General features: G+C 63.6%; 11 protein-coding genes. 5 read left to right on the top strand and 6 right to left on the bottom strand.

The window, feature by feature from the left end; translation table 11 throughout:
- Window positions 1–204: 204 nt before the first annotated feature.
- The 5 genes from B2U07_RS21085 to B2U07_RS21065 form a co-directional block, all read right to left on the bottom strand.
- Window positions 205–5,046, bottom strand: a complete 4,842-nt coding sequence (locus tag B2U07_RS21085; protein ID WP_275546228.1) for an NAD-glutamate dehydrogenase — start codon at window positions 5,044–5,046, stop codon at window positions 205–207.
- Between the two features lie 279 nt (window positions 5,047–5,325).
- Window positions 5,326–6,630: a TRAP transporter large permease gene (locus B2U07_RS21080; RefSeq protein WP_275546229.1), complete on the bottom strand. Its 1,305-nt coding sequence runs from the start codon at window positions 6,628–6,630 to the stop codon at window positions 5,326–5,328.
- A gap of 58 nt (window positions 6,631–6,688) precedes the next feature.
- The gene (locus tag B2U07_RS21075) at window positions 6,689–7,195 is read right to left on the bottom strand and encodes a TRAP transporter small permease (RefSeq protein WP_197857951.1); all 507 of its coding nucleotides are present in this window, start codon (window positions 7,193–7,195) and stop codon (window positions 6,689–6,691) included.
- A gap of 66 nt (window positions 7,196–7,261) precedes the next feature.
- A complete protein-coding gene (locus tag B2U07_RS21070) occupies window positions 7,262–8,239 on the bottom strand; it encodes a TRAP transporter substrate-binding protein (RefSeq protein ID WP_275546230.1) in 978 nt (325 codons plus the stop codon).
- 208 nt (window positions 8,240–8,447) lie between these two features.
- The gene (locus tag B2U07_RS21065) at window positions 8,448–9,392 is read right to left on the bottom strand and encodes a LysR family transcriptional regulator (protein WP_197857949.1); all 945 of its coding nucleotides are present in this window, start codon (window positions 9,390–9,392) and stop codon (window positions 8,448–8,450) included.
- Between the two features lie 271 nt (window positions 9,393–9,663).
- On the opposite strand from B2U07_RS21065, the gene B2U07_RS21060 reads away from it, so the two are divergent.
- Complete coding sequence (locus tag B2U07_RS21060) at window positions 9,664–10,887, top strand: OprD family porin (protein ID WP_275546231.1); 1,224 nt, start codon at window positions 9,664–9,666, stop codon at window positions 10,885–10,887.
- Between the two features lie 138 nt (window positions 10,888–11,025).
- Window positions 11,026–12,909 carry a methyl-accepting chemotaxis protein gene (locus B2U07_RS21055; protein ID WP_275546232.1) on the top strand — a complete coding sequence of 628 codons (1,884 nt, stop codon included), beginning with the start codon at window positions 11,026–11,028 and terminating at the stop codon, window positions 12,907–12,909.
- Window positions 12,910–12,963: 54 nt separating this feature from the next.
- Here B2U07_RS21055 and B2U07_RS21050 read toward each other — a convergent pair whose 3' ends face one another.
- Window positions 12,964–13,905, bottom strand: a complete 942-nt coding sequence (locus B2U07_RS21050) for a TRAP transporter substrate-binding protein (protein ID WP_275546233.1) — start codon at window positions 13,903–13,905, stop codon at window positions 12,964–12,966.
- A 389-nt stretch (window positions 13,906–14,294) separates the two neighbouring features.
- On the opposite strand from B2U07_RS21050, the gene B2U07_RS21045 reads away from it, so the two are divergent.
- The 3 genes from B2U07_RS21045 to B2U07_RS21035 are packed head-to-tail and all read left to right on the top strand — an operon-like array spanning window position 14,295 to window position 16,683.
- On the top strand, window positions 14,295–15,047 hold the full coding sequence (locus B2U07_RS21045) for a 5-oxoprolinase subunit PxpA (RefSeq protein WP_275546234.1): 753 nt from the start codon (window positions 14,295–14,297) through the stop codon (window positions 15,045–15,047).
- Entirely contained in the window at window positions 15,044–15,757 is a 714-nt protein-coding gene (locus B2U07_RS21040; protein ID WP_275546235.1) for a 5-oxoprolinase subunit B family protein, read from the top strand. Before B2U07_RS21045 ends, B2U07_RS21040 begins: the two co-directional genes overlap by 4 nt.
- Window positions 15,754–16,683, top strand: a complete 930-nt coding sequence (locus tag B2U07_RS21035) for a biotin-dependent carboxyltransferase family protein (protein ID WP_275546236.1) — start codon at window positions 15,754–15,756, stop codon at window positions 16,681–16,683. The genes B2U07_RS21040 and B2U07_RS21035 overlap by 4 nt, the downstream gene beginning before the upstream one ends.
- Window positions 16,684–16,839: the final 156 nt, after the last annotated feature.

Raw genomic sequence — 16,839 nt, 5'->3', positions numbered from 1 at the left:
ACGAAACTGTGGGAGCGGCCTCGGCCGCGATATTTCTTCTGCACCCTGTTCGCGGACAAGTCCGCTCCCACAGAGCCCGCCCTCGCCGCCTGTTCCCACAAGGCTGCGGCTACAAACCCGCCCTTAGCGTCAGCGGACCACAGCTTTCTCCCCCACAAAAAGAAGCCCCGCACTTGGCGGGGCTCTTTCATTTCAGCGGACGCCTCAGGCGCTTTGCGCCAGGTCCATCAACTCACGGTTGGCAACCGCATACATGGCGTAGTCGGTGCCGGTTGCCGAGCGCAGCTCGGCCAGCATCGCCTTCCAGCGGTCGACCAGGCGTTGATGCTGATCGAGCCACAGGGCAACGCGCGCCTCGATCTCCTGCGGCCCCTCGGCCATCTGCAGCACCGACACGGTGATCGCTCGCTGCTGCCAGTCCAGATCGTCACGGAAGGCTTCGCGAGCCAGGGCCTGCCAGTTGTTCTCCACCGGCAGATTGGTGATCTGCTGCAGGTACCAGGACAGCTCCAGCGCACCGCCAACGGCGAAGTACGCCGTCGCCACTTCACTGGTGTCCTTGCCGGTGACATCCGCCGCTTCAATGATCGGCAGCAGCGTATACAGGTGGCTGGTGCCGGCGACCAAGCGCGCCAGCTCATCCGGCGTGCCGGCCTCGACGAAGCTCTGGTAGCGCGCCAGCCACTGCTCACGGGCCGGGCCTTCGAGCAGTTCGTCCAGACGACCGACCAGCGCTTCGATACGCGGTGCGAAGTGCGCCACATCGCGGGCCGCGTCCAGCTCGTTACGGCGGCTGCGCAGGAACCAGCGCGTCGCGCGGCGGCCTAGGCGCATCAGCTCGTCCATCAGTTGCAGCTGCAGCTCGGCCGGCACCTTGTAGTCCAGCGCCTCGATCTGTGCCCACCAGTGCGGCAGGCGGAACAGGTCACGCACGATGACGTAGGCGCCAGCGACGTTGGCCGCGCTCATGCCGGTGGACTCCTTCAGGCGCTGCACGAAGGTGATGCCCATGTGGTTGACCAGATCGTTGGCGATCTGCGTGCTGACGATCTCGCGCTTGAGGCGATGACGGCGCATGGCGTCGCCGAATTTCTCGGTGAGGATTTCCGGGAAGGCGGTCTCCATCTCGCGCGCCAGGTAGTCGTCGTCCGGCACCAGGGACTTGAGCAAGGATTCCTTGAGGTCGATCTTGCTGTAGGAGATCAGCACCGATAGCTCCGGACGGGTCAGGCCCTGGCCATTGGTGGCGCGCTCGTTCAGCTCCTCGTCCGAGGGCAGGAACTCCAGGGCGCGGTCGAGCTTGCCGGCGCTTTCCAGCGCATTCATCAGGCGCTTGTACTCGCCGACGCGCTCGCGGGCGCGACGCTCGGCCAGTGACAGCGCCTGGGTCTGCTTGTAGTTGTTGCCCAGCACCAGCTCGGACACATCATCGGTCATCTCGGCCAGCAGCTTGTTGCGCTGCTTCTCGGTCATGTCGCCGCCCGAAACGATCTCACCCAGCAGGATCTTGATGTTCACTTCATGGTCGGAGCAGTCCACGCCGCCGGCATTGTCGATGAAGTCGGTGTTGCTGGCGCCGCCATGCAGGCCGAACTCGACGCGGCCGAGCTGGGTCATGCCCAGATTGCCGCCCTCGCCCACCACCTTGGCACGCAGTTCGCGACCGTCCACGCGCAGCGCATCGTTGGCCTTGTCGCCGACGTCGGCGTGGCTTTCCTTGCTGGATTTGACGTAGGTGCCGATACCGCCGTTCCACAGCAGGTCGACCGGTGCCTTGAGCAGCGCGTTGAGCAGCTCGGTGGGCGCCAGCTTGTCGGCCGTGATGTCGAAGCGCGCCTTCATCTGCGGGGTGATGGCGATGCTCTTGGCGCTGCGCAGGAAGATGCCGCCGCCTTCGGAGATCAGCTTGCTGTCGTAGTCGGCCCAGCTCGAACGCGGCAGCTCGAACAGGCGCTTGCGCTCGGCGAAGCTTTTAGCTGCGTCCGGGTTCGGGTCGATGAAGATGTGCAGGTGGTTGAACGCCGCCACCAGCTGGAGGCTTTGCGACAGCAACAGGCCGTTACCGAACACGTCGCCGGCCATGTCGCCGATGCCGATCACGGTGACGTTGTCCTTCTGCACGTCGATGCCGCGCTCGCGGAAGTGACGCTGCACCGAAACCCAACCGCCCTTGGCGGTGATGCCCATGCCCTTGTGGTCGTAACCGGCCGAGCCGCCTGAGGCAAACGCGTCGCCCAGCCAGAAGCCGTACTCGGCAGCGATGCCGTTGGCAATGTCGGAGAAGGTCGCGGTGCCCTTGTCCGCCGCCACCACCAGGTAGGGGTCGTCAGCGTCGTGACGCACCACATTCTGCGGCGGCACCACTTCGCCTTCCTTGAGATTGTCGGTGATGTCCAGCAGGCCGCTGATGAAGATGCGGTAGCAGGCGATGCCCTCGGCCATCACCTCGTCACGCGAACCGCCGACCGGCATACGGCGCGGCACGAAGCCGCCCTTGGCGCCCATGGGTACGATCACCGCGTTCTTCACCTGCTGCGCCTTGACCAGGCCGAGTACTTCGGTACGGAAGTCCTCTTCGCGGTCCGACCAGCGCAGGCCGCCGCGAGCAACGTCGCCGAAACGCAGGTGCACACCCTCGACGCGCGGGCTGTAGACGAAAATCTCGAACTTCGGCACCGGCCGCGGGATTTCCGGAATCAGGCGCGGGCTGAGCTTGAAGCTGAAATAGGACTTGGCCGCGCCACTGGCATCGGCCTGGAAGAAGTTGGTGCGCAGGGTCGCCTTGATCAGGTCCAGGTAGCGACGCAGGATGCGGTCTTCGTTGAGCACGGCGACGTTGTCCAGCGCAGCCAGGATGGCCTGCTCGAGCTTCTGCTGTTTGTCTTCCAGGTCCTCGGCGGTGAGCTTGCGCGCGAGGTAGAAACGGGTGCGGAACAGACGCACCAGCTCCTTGGCGATATCGGCGTGGTTGATCAGGGTCGAGGCGATGTAGCTCAGATCGAAGCCCAGGCGAATCTGCTTGAGATAGCGGGCATAGGCGCGCAGCAGCGCCACCTCGCGCCAGGGCATGGCGGCGGTGAGCACCAGGCGGTTGAACGCATCGTTCTCGGCATCGCCGCCGACGATATGGATGAAGGCGTCCTGCAGGGTGTCGTTGAGCTGCTGGATGTCGACGTCGAGGCCTTCGGCGTAGGTGAAGGCGAAGTCATGAATCCAGAACTCGCGTCCATCGGCGCGGCGCAGCTTGTAGGGGAACTCGCCGAGCACACGCAGGCCGAGGTTCTCCAGAATCGGCAGCACGTCGGAGAGCGGCAGCGGCGTGTCGGCGTGATACAGCTTGCAGTGCAGTTGCTGGTCGCCCTGCGCCAGCGGCTGGTAAAAGCTCATCACCAGCGGCTTGTCGTTGCTCAGGCTGAGCAGGTGCTGCATGTCCACCACGGCCGAATGCGGGGCGAAACGCTCGCGATAGCCGGCCGGGAAGCCGCCGGGGAAATCGGCCAATACACTGGTGCCCTGGGCTTCGCCGAGGCTTTCCACCATCAGGCCGGCGTAGTCGTCTTTCCACGAACGGCAGGCCTGAACGACTTCCTTCTCCAGACGCACCGGGTCGATCTGGGTCTTGTTCTTCGGGTCGACGCGCAGGATGAACTGCACCCGCGCCAGCACCGACTCGGAGAAGAAGGTCCAGAACTCGCAATCGGTGGCCTGCAGGCGCTCCATCAGCACCTGCTGGATCTTCATCCGCGTTTCGGTGGAGTACACGTCACGCGGCACGTAGGCCAGGCAGTAGCAGAAACGGCCGTACGGGTCGCGGCGCAGGAACACGCGGATCTTGTTGCGCTCCTGGATCTGCACGATGGCCAGGGCGGTGTTGAACAGGTCGTCCACTGGCGTCTGGAACAGATCGTCGCGCGGCAGCACTTCCAGCACCTGGGCCAGTTCCTTGCCGAGGTGGGCACTGCTGTCGAAGCCCGAGCGCTGCTTGATCACGTCCACCTTACGGCGGATGTAGGGGATGTTCCACACGCTCTCGGCGTAGACCGCCGAGGTGTACAAGCCCATGAAGCGGCATTCCTTGACCACGTTGCCCTTGGCATCGAGTTCGCGAATGGAGACGAAATCCGGGTAGGCCGGGCGATGCACGCGGCTGGGCACCGCAGCCTTGGCGAACGACAGCAGCTGCGGTTCACGCAGGTAGGCCACCGCTTCCGGTTCGATATGCAGTTCCTCGGCGGACAATCCGGTGCGCAGGCGCTTGGACAGGCCGAGCAGGGATTTCTCGTCATAGACCATGGTGCCGCCATCGGCGGTCGGCGCGACGGTGAACTCTTCGTAACCGAGGAAGGTGAAGTGGTTGTCCAGCAGCCAGTTGAGGTAGACCTTGATTTCATCCAGCTCGGTTTTGTCCACATTGAGCTTGGCGCGATCCAGCCAGGCCAGCAGCTCGCGTGCCTTGGCCTTCATCGGCTGGAAGTCGGCGACGCTCATGCGCACGTCGCCGAAGACCTCATGGATGGCTTTCTCCAGGGTTTTCAGCTCGGCAGCGCTGGAGCAGCGGTCGATCTCCAGGAACATCAGCGCTTCCTGCAGCACGCCCTCGCCCTGGGTGCCGCGCGGCAGAATTTCCAGCAACTGACCGTTCTGGTCACGTCGCACGCTGAATACGCTGTTCTGCAGCGTGTGAATGCTGTAGCCGTGGCGGTTGAGCTCCATGCGCACCGAGTCGACCAGGAACGGAATGTCGCCATGCAGGATTTCCACCGCAGTATGGGTGGACTGCCAGCCGTGCTTCTCGTAATCGGGGTTGAAGGCGCGCACCTGCGGCTTGGCGTGATCGAACTGTTCCAGCATGCGCCAGGCCGACAAGGTGGAACCGACCAGATCGGACAGCCGCCGCTGGGTCAGCTCCTCGAGGGCGACGATGCCGAAGAACTGTTCGGCGAAAAGGACGACTTGAGGTAACGCCTGCTCACTCACGTGCTGTGCCAGGGCCGCTTGCAGTTGGTGCTGGAAGTCGGCTTTGCTGGCCGCCGTAAAGAACGCCATGGTTTTGCTCCATTGGGCTGGTGGTTCGACAGGACGTCTGGATCGCTGCCGCTGGGTGTTAGTTCAACGTTAGTCCATGAAGCGACAATGACACTTGCGAGTCGCATGCGGACCGGCGAAGGGAGCGACCGACTGGTCACATATAGCCGACGAGCTTAACGAGGGACACCGGAAGGCCGCTTGCGGCGCTGCGACATTTTCTTTCAAGGCTGCACCGATACGGTGCAAAAAGAAAAGCCATGGCCCGCCACCGGAGAGCGAACGAGCCATGGCGAGCGGTCAGGCGCCGCGCATGGCTTCGGGCAGCGCCAGCACGATCTGCGGGAACAGGGTGATGAGGATTGCCGCCAGCACCAGCAGCAGGAAGAACGGAAAACTGGCGCGCGCAACGGCGCCCAGGTTGCGCCCGGTCAGGTTCTGGATGACGAACAGGTTGAACCCCACTGGCGGGGTGATCTGCGCCATTTCCACCACCAGGATGACGAAGATGCCGAACCACAGCAGGTCGATCCCCGCGGCCTGCACCGCCGGCAGAATCACTGCAGTGGTGAGCAGGATGATGGAGATGCCGTCAAGGAAGCAGCCCAGGGCGATGAAGAACAGCGTCAGCGCCAGCAGCAACAGGTAAGGCGAAAGCTGCTTGGCGATGATCCAGTCAGCCAGCGCCGCCGGCAGGCCGGTGAAACTCATGGCCGAGGTCAGGTACGCCGCACCGAGCAGGATGAAGAAGATCATGCACGACGTGGACACCGCCCCCATCAGGCTGGCCATGAAGGTTTCACGAGTCAGCGCACCTGAGCAAAGCGCGATCAGCAGCGCGCCAACCACGCCGACTGCAGCCGCCTCGGTGGCCGTGGCGATGCCACCGTAGATCGATCCGATCACCGCGACGATCAGGCCCAATACCGGAATCAGCAGTTTGGCCCGACGCAGTTTGTCCATGAACGGCAGGCGTTCGTCCTCTTCCGGCAGCTTGCTGCGATTGCAGGCGGCCCAGAGCATCAGGTAGCCGCTGAAGATGGCCAGCAGCAACAGCCCCGGCAGGATGCCCGCGACGAACAGGCGCGAGATCGAGACCTGCGCCGCCACACCGTAGACGATCATCATGATCGAAGGCGGGATCAGCAGGCCGAGCGTGCCGGCACCGGCCAGCGAGCCCATGGCGATGGACTCGGGGTAGCCGCGCGACTTCAGCTCCGGCAGGGAGATACGGCCGATGGTGGCCGCCGTCGCTGCGGAAGAGCCGCTGACCGCCGCGAACATGCCGCAGCCGAACACGTTGACGTGCAGCAACCGCCCCGGTAGCCCACGCATCCAGGGCGCCAGACCGTTAAACATGTCTTCGGAAAGTCGGGTGCGATAGAGAATCTCGCCCATCCAGATGAACAGCGGCAGTGCCGTCAATGTCCAGCTGGCGCTGGAAGCCCAACTGGTGGAAGCGAGAATCGAGCCGGCCGGCGCACCACCGAACAGCTCCATGCCGATGATGCCGACGCCAAGCAACGACAGGGCAACCCAGACGCCACCGCCAAGCAGCACGAACAGCGCCAGCAGCAGGGTGATTGTAATGATTGTGTAGTCCACGGGTTCACTCACGAATGCAGTGCGGCGATGGCCGCAATTAAAGGTCGAGCGCGCAGGCTCACTCGCTCATCGCCGTGCCGGCTTCGGCAGCTTCGAAGCGCTTGCCCTGGCAGGTCAGCACCAGGCGCTCGGCCATCGCCACCACCAGAATCAGCGTGCCAAGCAACATCGGCAGCTGCGGTAACCACATGGGAATCGGCAACAGACCGGAAGACACCTCCTTGAACTCGTAGGACTCCAGAACGAACAACGCGCAGTACCAGGCCATATAGCCGGCGATACCCAGACCAACCAACGTGGCCAGCACATCGATCACGCGCCGGCCGCCAGCAGGCAACAGCCGCAACATCAGTTCCACACGGATGTGCGCGCCGCGCTGTAGCGCGTAGGGCAAAGCGAGAAAGCCCGACGCAGCCATCGCGTAGGCGGCGAACTCATCGGCAGCGGGCACCATGGTGCCCAGCTGGCGGGCGACGATCTGCGCCACGACGAGCAGGCAGATCAGGACGAGAAACACGCCGGACAACCATCCGGACAGGGTGTAGAGCTTGTGCAGTGGGGTCATGAACTACGGGCTCCCTGGGCAAGCCACAAGAAAAGCCCGCCGCAATCAGCGCAGCGGGCGGCAGGATCAACGCTGGTAGCTATCGAGAATCGCCTTGCCATCGGCTCCGGCGCGCTTGAGCCACTCTTCGGTCATGGTCTGGCCGATCTGCTCGAAGCCGCTCTCCACCGCCGCGGGCGCCTGCTCGGCCACCTGCATGCCATTGTCGGCCAGGGTCTTGACCAGCTCACCGGTCTTCTCCTGGGCAATCGCCCAGCCACGTTCCTCGGCACGCTTGGCCGCCTCCAGCACCGCTGTCTGGGTCGCTTCAGGCAGGCGGGCGAAGGCACGGGCGTTGACGATGACGAAGTTCTTCGGAATGAAGGCCTTGACGTCATAGTAGTAGGAGGAGAAATCCCAGGCCTGGGAGTCCACGCCAGTGGTCGGCGACGTGAGCATGCCGTTGATCATGCCGGTGCTGAAGGCCTGCGGGATTTCGCCGGTCTGGATGACCGTCGGCACGGCTCCCATCAGCTCGGTCATGCGCGAGGTGGCCGGGTTGTAGGCACGGAATTTCATACCCTTGAAGTCATCCATGCTGGTCACCGGTGTTTTGGTGAAGATGCTCTGCGGCGACCAGGGCATGGCGTACAACAGCTTGATGCCCTGCTTGTTCAAGCGCTCTTCCACCGCCGGGCGGCTCGCCGCCCACAGGGCCTGGGCCTGCTCGTAGTTGCGCACCAGGAACGGCACGCTGTCGATCTCGAAGATCGGATCTTCGTTGCCCAGCACCGACATCAGCACGTCACCCACCTGCACCTGGCCGGTCTGCACGGCGCGCTTGACCTCCGGACGCTTGAACAGCACCGAGTTGCCGTGCACACGAATCTGCAGCTCGCCATTGCTGGCCTTCTCCACATCCTGGGCGAACTCCTTGGCCACGGTGGTGATGAAATTGCCGTCGGGGTTCTCGGCGGTCATGTTCCAGCGTTCGGCGGCCTGGGCGCCGAAGCCCAGTGCGCAAGCCAGGGCGGTCATGGCGAAACGCGATGCGATGCTTTTCATGGTGCTCTCCTGTTCATTGTTTTTTGTGCGCCGCATGGCGCGGCTGGAAGACGATTTCGAGTCTCAGCGCATCGCCCTACCCTGTCCAACTAGAAAAACCGGAGGCGCATGATCGGAAATCGTTATGGGATGAAAGGGGGCATTTCTGCTGCGAATGCACCAGCAGCGGGCAACCGTTTCCGGGCCCGCAGCAGTTCGATGAAGGTGTTCAGGCGCTCTGCTGCTCAGGCGCTGGCGCGACTCGCGCCATGCAGGCCTCGCCCATTTCCTCGGCGTAGACATCGAGTGCTTCGCAAGCCAGGGCGATGATGTCTTCACTGAGCTCCAGGCCCACGCCCGTGCGCCAGGTGGCGACTACCGGCAAGGGCGGCGGCTCGGGTACCTCATCGAGAATGGTCAGCAGCCCCTGCTTGAGTTCGTCATGCACCAGCGCCGGCGGCAGCGCGCCGATGCCGAAACCATCACGGATAAGACGGGTCATCGCGGCGATGGAATTGACGCAGTTGATGCGTGGCGCACTGACGCTGCCGGCATGCAGCAGGTTGAGAATGTCCTGATGCGGTCGCGAATTCTTCGAGAAGGTGATGATGCGCTCGCGGGCCAGTTCCTCCATCGAGGCATAGCTGCGGTGGTACAGCGAGCCGGTCGGCACGATCCAGCGCACCGGAAAGGCAGCCAGCTCCAGATTGCGCACGCTGTCGCCGTTGACCATGTCGGTCTGGAACACGATATCCAGATAGCCCTTGAGCAATTGCTCGTTGAGGTTGCGCGCGGTGTCGGCCGTCAGTTCGATCTCCACCGCGGGGTAGCGCTCCATCACCCGTGTTACGAACGGACTCAACCAGGTGTGAATGACGGTATCCATCGCGCCGACACGTATGCGCCCCTGGATGTTGCCGGTGTCGCTGATCGACTGCTTCAGAGCCTGCATGGTGTCGATCATGCGCTCGGCATATTCGAGCACCTTCTGCCCTTCCGGAGTCAGCGATACGCCCTTTGAGTCGCGCAGGAAAAGGCGGGTACCGAGTTCATCCTCGAGCGCAGCGATACGGCTGGAAATGGACGCCTGGGTGCTGAACAGCTTCTCGGCTGTCAGGCGGAAACTCTTGAGCCGTGCCACCCAAACGAAGGTTTCGAGAAATCTCAGGTTCATGCCGCAACGCCTCTTCGCAATGTTCTTCTCAGGGGCTGATTGGCAGCGCCCACGCTGCCTCAGGCGTAGCAGGTTGTATGCCAGAGGTTTTTCGCCCAGCCGATGAATTTTCCTATCGCTGGCCCCCTGTTTTTTCTCGTTGGACGCCGCCGAACAACGCTTTGAAGAATGGCGCCGCGCTCTGCGCAGACCACAACAACATCATTCAAAACGCGCTCTGCCAAGCAGCCGCTCACGTCGGCTGCGCGCTCCCAACAGGAGACACTGCACCATGAAACCCCATTACCCATTGGCATCCGCACTGCTGCTCGGCGGCGGCCTGCCAACCCTCGCGCATGCCGATTTCATCGCTGACAGCAAAGCCAGCGTCGAGCTGCGCAACTTCTATTTCAATCGTGATTTCCGCCAGAGCGGCGCCCGTGACAAGGCCGAGGAATGGGCGCAGGGCTTTCTGCTGCGCATGGAGTCGGGCTACACCGAAGGCACCGTCGGTTTCGGTATCGATGCATTGGGGATGCTCGGCCTGAAACTCGATTCCGGCGACGGCACCGCTGGCAGCGGCCTGCTCCCGGCCGACCGTTCCGGCGGTTCGCAGGACGAGTATTCCAAGCTCGGCCTGACCGCTAAAGTGAAGGTCTCCAACAGCACGCTGAAAGCTGGCGCCCTGCACTTTCGCAGCCCGATCGTCTCGGCCAACGACTCGCGCCTGCTGCCGCAGACTTTCCAGGGCGCGCTGCTCAACGTTCAGGAGATCGACAACCTGACCCTGCAGGGCGGCAAGATCAACCGCATCAAGGCCAACAGCTCCACCGACTACACCGAGATGACCGGCAACCGCATCGGCGGCAGCAGCGACTCCTTCGTGTTCGGCGGCGGCGAGTACAAGATCACTCCGCAGCTTACCGCCGGCCTGCATTACGGCACCCTGGAGGACATCTACCAGCAGTACTACGGCACTCTGGTGCATGTATTGCCGCTGGGCGATGGCCAGTCGTTCAAGAGCGACCTGCGCTATTCGCAAAGCCGCGAGGACGGCAACTTCCGCGACCTCGACAACAAGGCCTTCGGTGCCATGTTCACCTACAGCCTGGGCGGTCATGCCTTCGGCGCGGGTTACCAGCGCATGAGCGGTGACGACCCGTTCCCGTACATCGCCAGCAGCGACCCGTTCCTGGTCAACTTCGTGCAGATCAACGACTTCGCCAACGTCGAGGAACGCTCCTGGCAGGTCCGCTACGACTACAACTTCGCCAGCATCGGCATACCCGGTCTGACCTTCATGACCCGCTATATCTACGGTGACAACGTCGAAGTCGCCGGCCGCAGCAGTGAAGGCAAGGAATGGGAACGCAATACCGATATCGCCTATGTGGTGCAGAACGGCCCGCTGAAGAATCTGGGGCTGAAATGGCGTAACGCCACCGTTCGCTCCAATTTCGCCAACGATCTCGACGAGAATCGCCTGATTCTCAGCTATACCCTGCCGCTTTGGTAAGCACTCAACCGATGACGGGGCCCTCGCGGCCCCGTTCGCATTTCTCGGAAAGCAAGAAGGCCATAGACTTTTAATAAAGTTGTATGACAACTTGCCGATTCCTGAGAATCATCCTGAAGAAGATGGCGAGGCGTTATCGTGAGCTTTTTACTGTCCTGGCAACAAAAATTCCGCGCCCTTATCGCGCTCACCCTGATCAGCCTGATGCTCATGGCCATTGCCTCCCTGTGGGCCAGCCATAGCGTCAGCAGTGCATTACAGGCAAGGGAACAGGCAGCCGCCTACGCCAGCGCCAGTACCGAGCTGATGAACCGCTGGTGGCGGCAGAACGCGTTGCGCCAGCAGATCACCCCAGAGCGGCAGCAAGCCTTCGATGAGGGCCTCGGTGAACTGCAGGAACTCGTCGGACAACTGTTGACACAGGCGCAAGCGCTGGAAGACGACGCCAACTTGCAGCATGCCCAGCAGATTCAGTCCGTGCTGCTGGAAGAGCTGGCCCAGCAGCGCCAATGGCTGAGCCTCAACCAGGCGCTGGGGCTGACGCCTTTTGAAGGCCAGCGCAAAGTGCTGAGCGAGAAAGGCAAGGCTCTGGAGGCAATCAGTTTCGACCTGATCAAACCCTTCATTACCGGCGCCCTGAGCGGCCAGCGCGACTATCTGTCGACCTTCGACCCGGCGTTCGCGCAGATCGCCCTGACGGCCATCGGCAAGCTGCAGGAGCAGATCGCTGACCTGGAATGGCAGGACACGCCGATCGGCAAGAACGTGCAGGGCTACGCGCAGGCCTTCGCCGATGCCAACGGCAGCATCGAGCGCATCAATGCGACCAATCAGCACCTGCGCCAGCTCGGCGAGCAACTGCAGGCGCGTATCGATGAGCAGGCGCAGGCGCTGCAAAGCGGCCTGTTGCTGCGCCGTACGCAGGAGGCCGAACAGGCGCGCCTGTCGGCACTTTGGATGATGGGGCTGAGCTTCCTCGCCGTCGCCGCCCTGCTCTGCTTCACCCTGCTTCAGGCCTCACGCACCCTGGTCTCTCGGCTGCGTAACGTCATTCAGTTGCTCAGCCAGGTCGCCTCCGGCGATCTCACTGGCAAATTGCCGGTGGGCAGCAACCCGCGCGACGAATTCAACCAGTTGGCCGACGCTGCCAATCGCATGATTCAAGGCATCGGCGGCATCGTTGCCGAAGTGGTGCGAGCCAATGGCGAACTGAGCCGCCTGCATAACCACCTGGGCGACGCCATGCGCCAGTTGGGCGACAACAGCACCCAGGTGGAAATGCAGACCGAGCAGGCTGCCTCGGCCTCGCACCAGATCAGCGCCACTCTCAACGACATGGCGCAACGTACGGCCGAAGTCGGTAGCGCCACCACCAGCGCCTACGATGCCGCGCGCAACGGCGGCGAGGTGATCGCCGCCAGCGTCGACAGCATGAGTCGCCTGGCGCAGCTGATTCAGGACACCCATAGCCAGGTCGACGCCCTCGGCCAGAGCAGCGCACGGGTCAATGGCATCGTCGACGTGATCAACAGCCTCGCCGATCAGACCAACCTGCTCGCGCTCAACGCGGCCATCGAGGCTGCCCGTGCCGGCGAGGCCGGTCGAGGCTTCTCGGTGGTCGCCGATGAGGTGCGCTCCCTGGCGCAGAAGACCGTCGCGGCGACCACCGATATCAGCGCCATCGTCGGTGAGTTCCAGCAGCAGACCCGGCACATGCACCAGTTGATGAGCAACGGGCTGAACCTGGCCGCCGACAGCGAACGACATGCCGCTCAGGTGGCCGATGCGATCACCTCCATCACCTCGGCGATGGAGCGACTGACAGGCGAAATGAACCAGGTCGTGGTGGCCATCGAGGAGGTCTCGACCACCACCGAGGACATCGCCGACAAGATGGAAACCATCCACGTGCATACCGGGCAAAGCAAGGATCTTCGCCATACCCTGGGTGATCACACCGAGGGGCTGTCATCGCAGGTCGATGCTTTGGGGCGCAGCGCCAGTCAGTTCCGCCTGGCCTGAGTGAGACGAGCGCCCGGCCGGTATACCGCCGGCCGGGCATTCATGTTTACATGACTAGCGTGGCTGCTCATCGAGATACGCCGCGATGATCTGCGCGTGTTCCTCGCCGGCACGCGCCAACCATTCCTCGGTGATCTGCTGCCCAACCTCAGTCAACTCCCGACGCAGTTGCGGGTCGATGTCCTGCACCACGGTCATGCCGCGCCTGGCGAGCATCCGCGTCTGATAGCCGGTCAATGCCCAGGACAATTCCCACCCTGCCCGCTCGGCACGCTCACCGGCATGCAGCAATGCGCGACGCTGTGCCTCGGGTAGACGCTGGAAGGCACGCTCGTTGACGATGACGATGTTCTTCGGGATGAAGGCGCGCACGTCGTAGAAGTGCGAGACGAAGTCCCAGGCGCGCAGGTCCATGCCCGTGGCGCTGGAGGTCAGCATGATATCCACCAGGCCATCGCGAAACGCCTGCGGCACATCCTCGGTGTTGATGGTCGTCGGCTGGGCATGGAGCAAATGGGCCAGGCGCGAGATGGTCGGGTTGTAGCTGCGAAAGCGCAGGTCGCGAACATCCTCGACGGCCTGCAGCGGGCGATTGCTGAACAGGCTCTGTGCCGGCCACGGCACGGCGTAAACCAGGCGCACGCCATCGGCCAGCAGGCGCCGCTCCACCGCCTCACGGCTTACCGCCCAGAGCTTGCGGGCCTGCTCGTAGTCGCTGGCGAGAAACGGCAGGCTGTCCAGCTCGAAAATCGGATCCTCATTGCCCAGCGCAGACATGAACACGTCGCCAAGCTGAATATCACCACGGGTCACCGCTGCCTTCACCTCAGGGCGGCGGTACAGCGTGGAGTTGGGGTGAACGCGAATGTTCAGCTGGCCGTTGGTCGCCTGGCGAACATTCCTGGCAAACTCCACCGCCACGCGACTGATGAAATTGCCGGCTGGCTGCTCCACCGACATCGACCAGCGTTCGCTGCCGTAAACGGGTAAAGCCATGGGTAAAGCGACAAGCAACGCGCAGAACGCGGACAGACAGGGTGCGGTCTTCACTGGGATTCCCCCGTAGACTGGTGGCCAGGTACTGAGTCGACTCGAAAGGAACGCAAAAGCCCCCGGGTGCGGGACACACCGGGGGTGCGCCAGAACGGCGCCAGGGAGCGTTCACCCAATTCACTGTCGAGCGCGACGGCCGCCACTGTCCAACGGGAAAAACCGGCGCCTGGCGATCGGAAAATCCGATGCCCGACACCATCAGCTTTTCCTATCTCCGGCGGATGTTTTTATTAGTTGGACGCCCCCAGGCGGCGTCGGAAAAATGAAGCCACTGCCAGAACAGCTCAAAGCTGTCGGACCCTATCCATGCACCTCATGATTAGGATGCTCACTTGAACAGCCTGCTTTTGAATTGCGACATCGGTGAAAGCTTCGGCGCCTGGACCATGGGCCTGGACGCCGAGGTCATGCCCTATATCGACTGCGCCAACATCGCCTGCGGCTTCCACGCCTCCGACCCCAGCGTGATGCGCAAGACCGTGGCCCTGGCCGTGGCTCACGACGTACGCATCGGTGCGCACACGGCCTATCAGGACCTGGTCGGTTTCGGCCGCCGTTCGATGGACTGCACACCGCAGGAAGTCGAAGACCTGATGCTCTACCAGATCGGCGCGCTGGAAGGCCTCTGCCGCAGCCAGGGCACCGTTGTCAGCTACGTCAAGCCACACGGCGCGCTGTACCAGGACATGATGCGCAAGCCCGCCACCCTGCGCGCGGTGATGAGTGCAGTCGCGAAATACAACCGCCAGCTGCCGCTGATGCTGATGTGCACCCGCGATAACAGCGCGGCGCAGGCGCTGGGCGACGAATTCGGCCTGACCCTGTGGTTCGAAGCCTTCGCCGACCGCGCTTACGATGCCGCAGGTTTTCTGGTCAGCCGCAGCCTGCCGGGGGCCGTGCATCACGACAGCGAAGTGATCGTCAGCCAGGCGGTCACCCTGGCACGTGGCGAGGCTCTGCAGGCCAGCGACGGCAGCGCACTGCACCTGAACGCGCAGACCTTGTGCGTGCATGGCGACAACGCCAGCTCGGTCGCCGCCGTGCAACGTATCCGGCAGGCCTTCGACGGCCTGGCACAGGCATGAGGTCGCCCAACGCACGGCTGGAGGTCGCCGGCATCGACAGCCTGATCCTGCGCCTGTTCGACCATATCGATGAAGCCAACATGCCGTGGATGCTGGCCGCGCGTGCACGCCTGCAGGAGGCGTTCGGCAACGCGCTGATCGACCTGGTGCCCTCCTACACCACGCTGCTGCTGCAGTACGACCTGTGCCAGCTAGACAGCGAGCAGGCGCGAGCGAAGATCGCCGGGGCGCTATATGACTTGCAGCCTGCCGATCTGCACGGCGGTCGCGAGCACCAGTTGCCCACCTGGTACGACCGCAGCGTCGGCCCGGAGCTGCAACTGCTGGCGCGCCGCAGCGGGCTGAGCGAAGCCGAAGTGATCGCCCGACACAGCGGCCATGCCTATCAGGTATTCGCCCTGGGCTTCGCCCCCGGCTTCGCCTTCATGGGCCTGGTCGAGGACATCCTCGCCGCGCCACGCCTGAGCACGCCGCGCAAGCGCATCGCCGCCGGCAGCGTCGGCATCGCCGAACGGCAGACGGCCGCGTACCCGGTGGTATCGCCCGGCGGCTGGAACCTGATCGGCCGCACGCCCTGCCGCCTGTTCGGCAGCGATATCGAAGGCTACAGCCTGCTGCAACCGGGTGACCGGGTGCGCTTCGTGCCCATCGACCGCGCCGAATTCATCCGCCTCGGCGGCGACGATAGCCCGCTGGAGGCCAGCCAATGAGTGCTATCGATGCCGGCCTGCGCGTATTGCGCAGCAGCCCTTTCATTCAACTGCAGGATGGTGGCCGCTTCGGTGTGCGTCATCTTGGTGTGACCCAGTGCGGCGCCCTGGACTGGATCGCCCATCGCTGGGCCAACTGGCTGCTGGGTAACCCGCTGACTGCCGCTGTGGTGGAGATCACCCTGGGCAATGCCGAGTTCGAATGCAGCCGTGACGCGACCCTGGCGCTGACCGGCGCCGACCTTGGCGCACGGCTGGACGATCAGCCGCTATCTCCCTGGCGCAGCTTCGAGGTGCGCAAGGGCCAGCGCCTGAGCTTCGCCCAGCCGCGCCAGGGCGCGCGTGCCTACCTGGCTGCGCCGGGTGGATTCCAGGCGCCAGTGGTGCTTGGCAGTTGCGCGAGCATGCTGCGTGAAGGCCTGGGGGGTCTGCACGGCGATGGCCGCGCCATTGCTGTCGGCGATGCTCTGGGCTGGGGTGGCAATGCCGATGCAACGCGGCAGATGCCCGCCGAGTTCATTCCCGAGTACCAGACCACGCCCCGCCTGCAGCTGGTGCTGGGCGCACAGATCGGCGATTTTCGCGGGCAGAGCCTGTTCGATGCCTTCAACAGCGAGTGGCTGATCGACCAGCGAGCCGACCGCATGGGTATCCGTCTCAACGGTCCGCAGCTGCAGTGCCAGCGTGGCTCGATGATTTCCGAGGGCATCCCTTTGGGCGCAGTGCAGGTGCCGCCGGATGGCCAGCCCATCATCCTGCTCAACGACCGCCAGACCATTGGCGGCTACCCGCGCCTGGGCGCACTGACGCCGCAGGCCGTGGCGCGGCTGGCTCAATGCCTACCGGGCCAGACGCTGCACCTGACGCCCACCACGCAGGACAATGCACAGCTTGCCCAGCGCCGGTTACTGGCGCAGTGGCAATAAGGTCGGGCCTGCCCCGCCATGGACGACGGCGGGGCATTTCAGCGCTGGCGACCTGCCTCGCATTTCTGTTGCCAGAGCGTTCATGACCCGCGCGGCAGATAGCGGCTGAAGCGGCAAATGCATTAAAGTCGGCGGTCTGCACGCGCGGCTTCGAAA

It is taken from the genome of Pseudomonas sp. UBA7530 (genome assembly GCF_002479365.1).
In the GTDB taxonomy this organism is placed as follows: Bacteria; Pseudomonadota; Gammaproteobacteria; order Pseudomonadales; family Pseudomonadaceae; genus Aquipseudomonas.
Note: the sequence above shows the minus strand (reverse complement) of the source record. Positions and strands in the feature narration are given on the sequence as shown.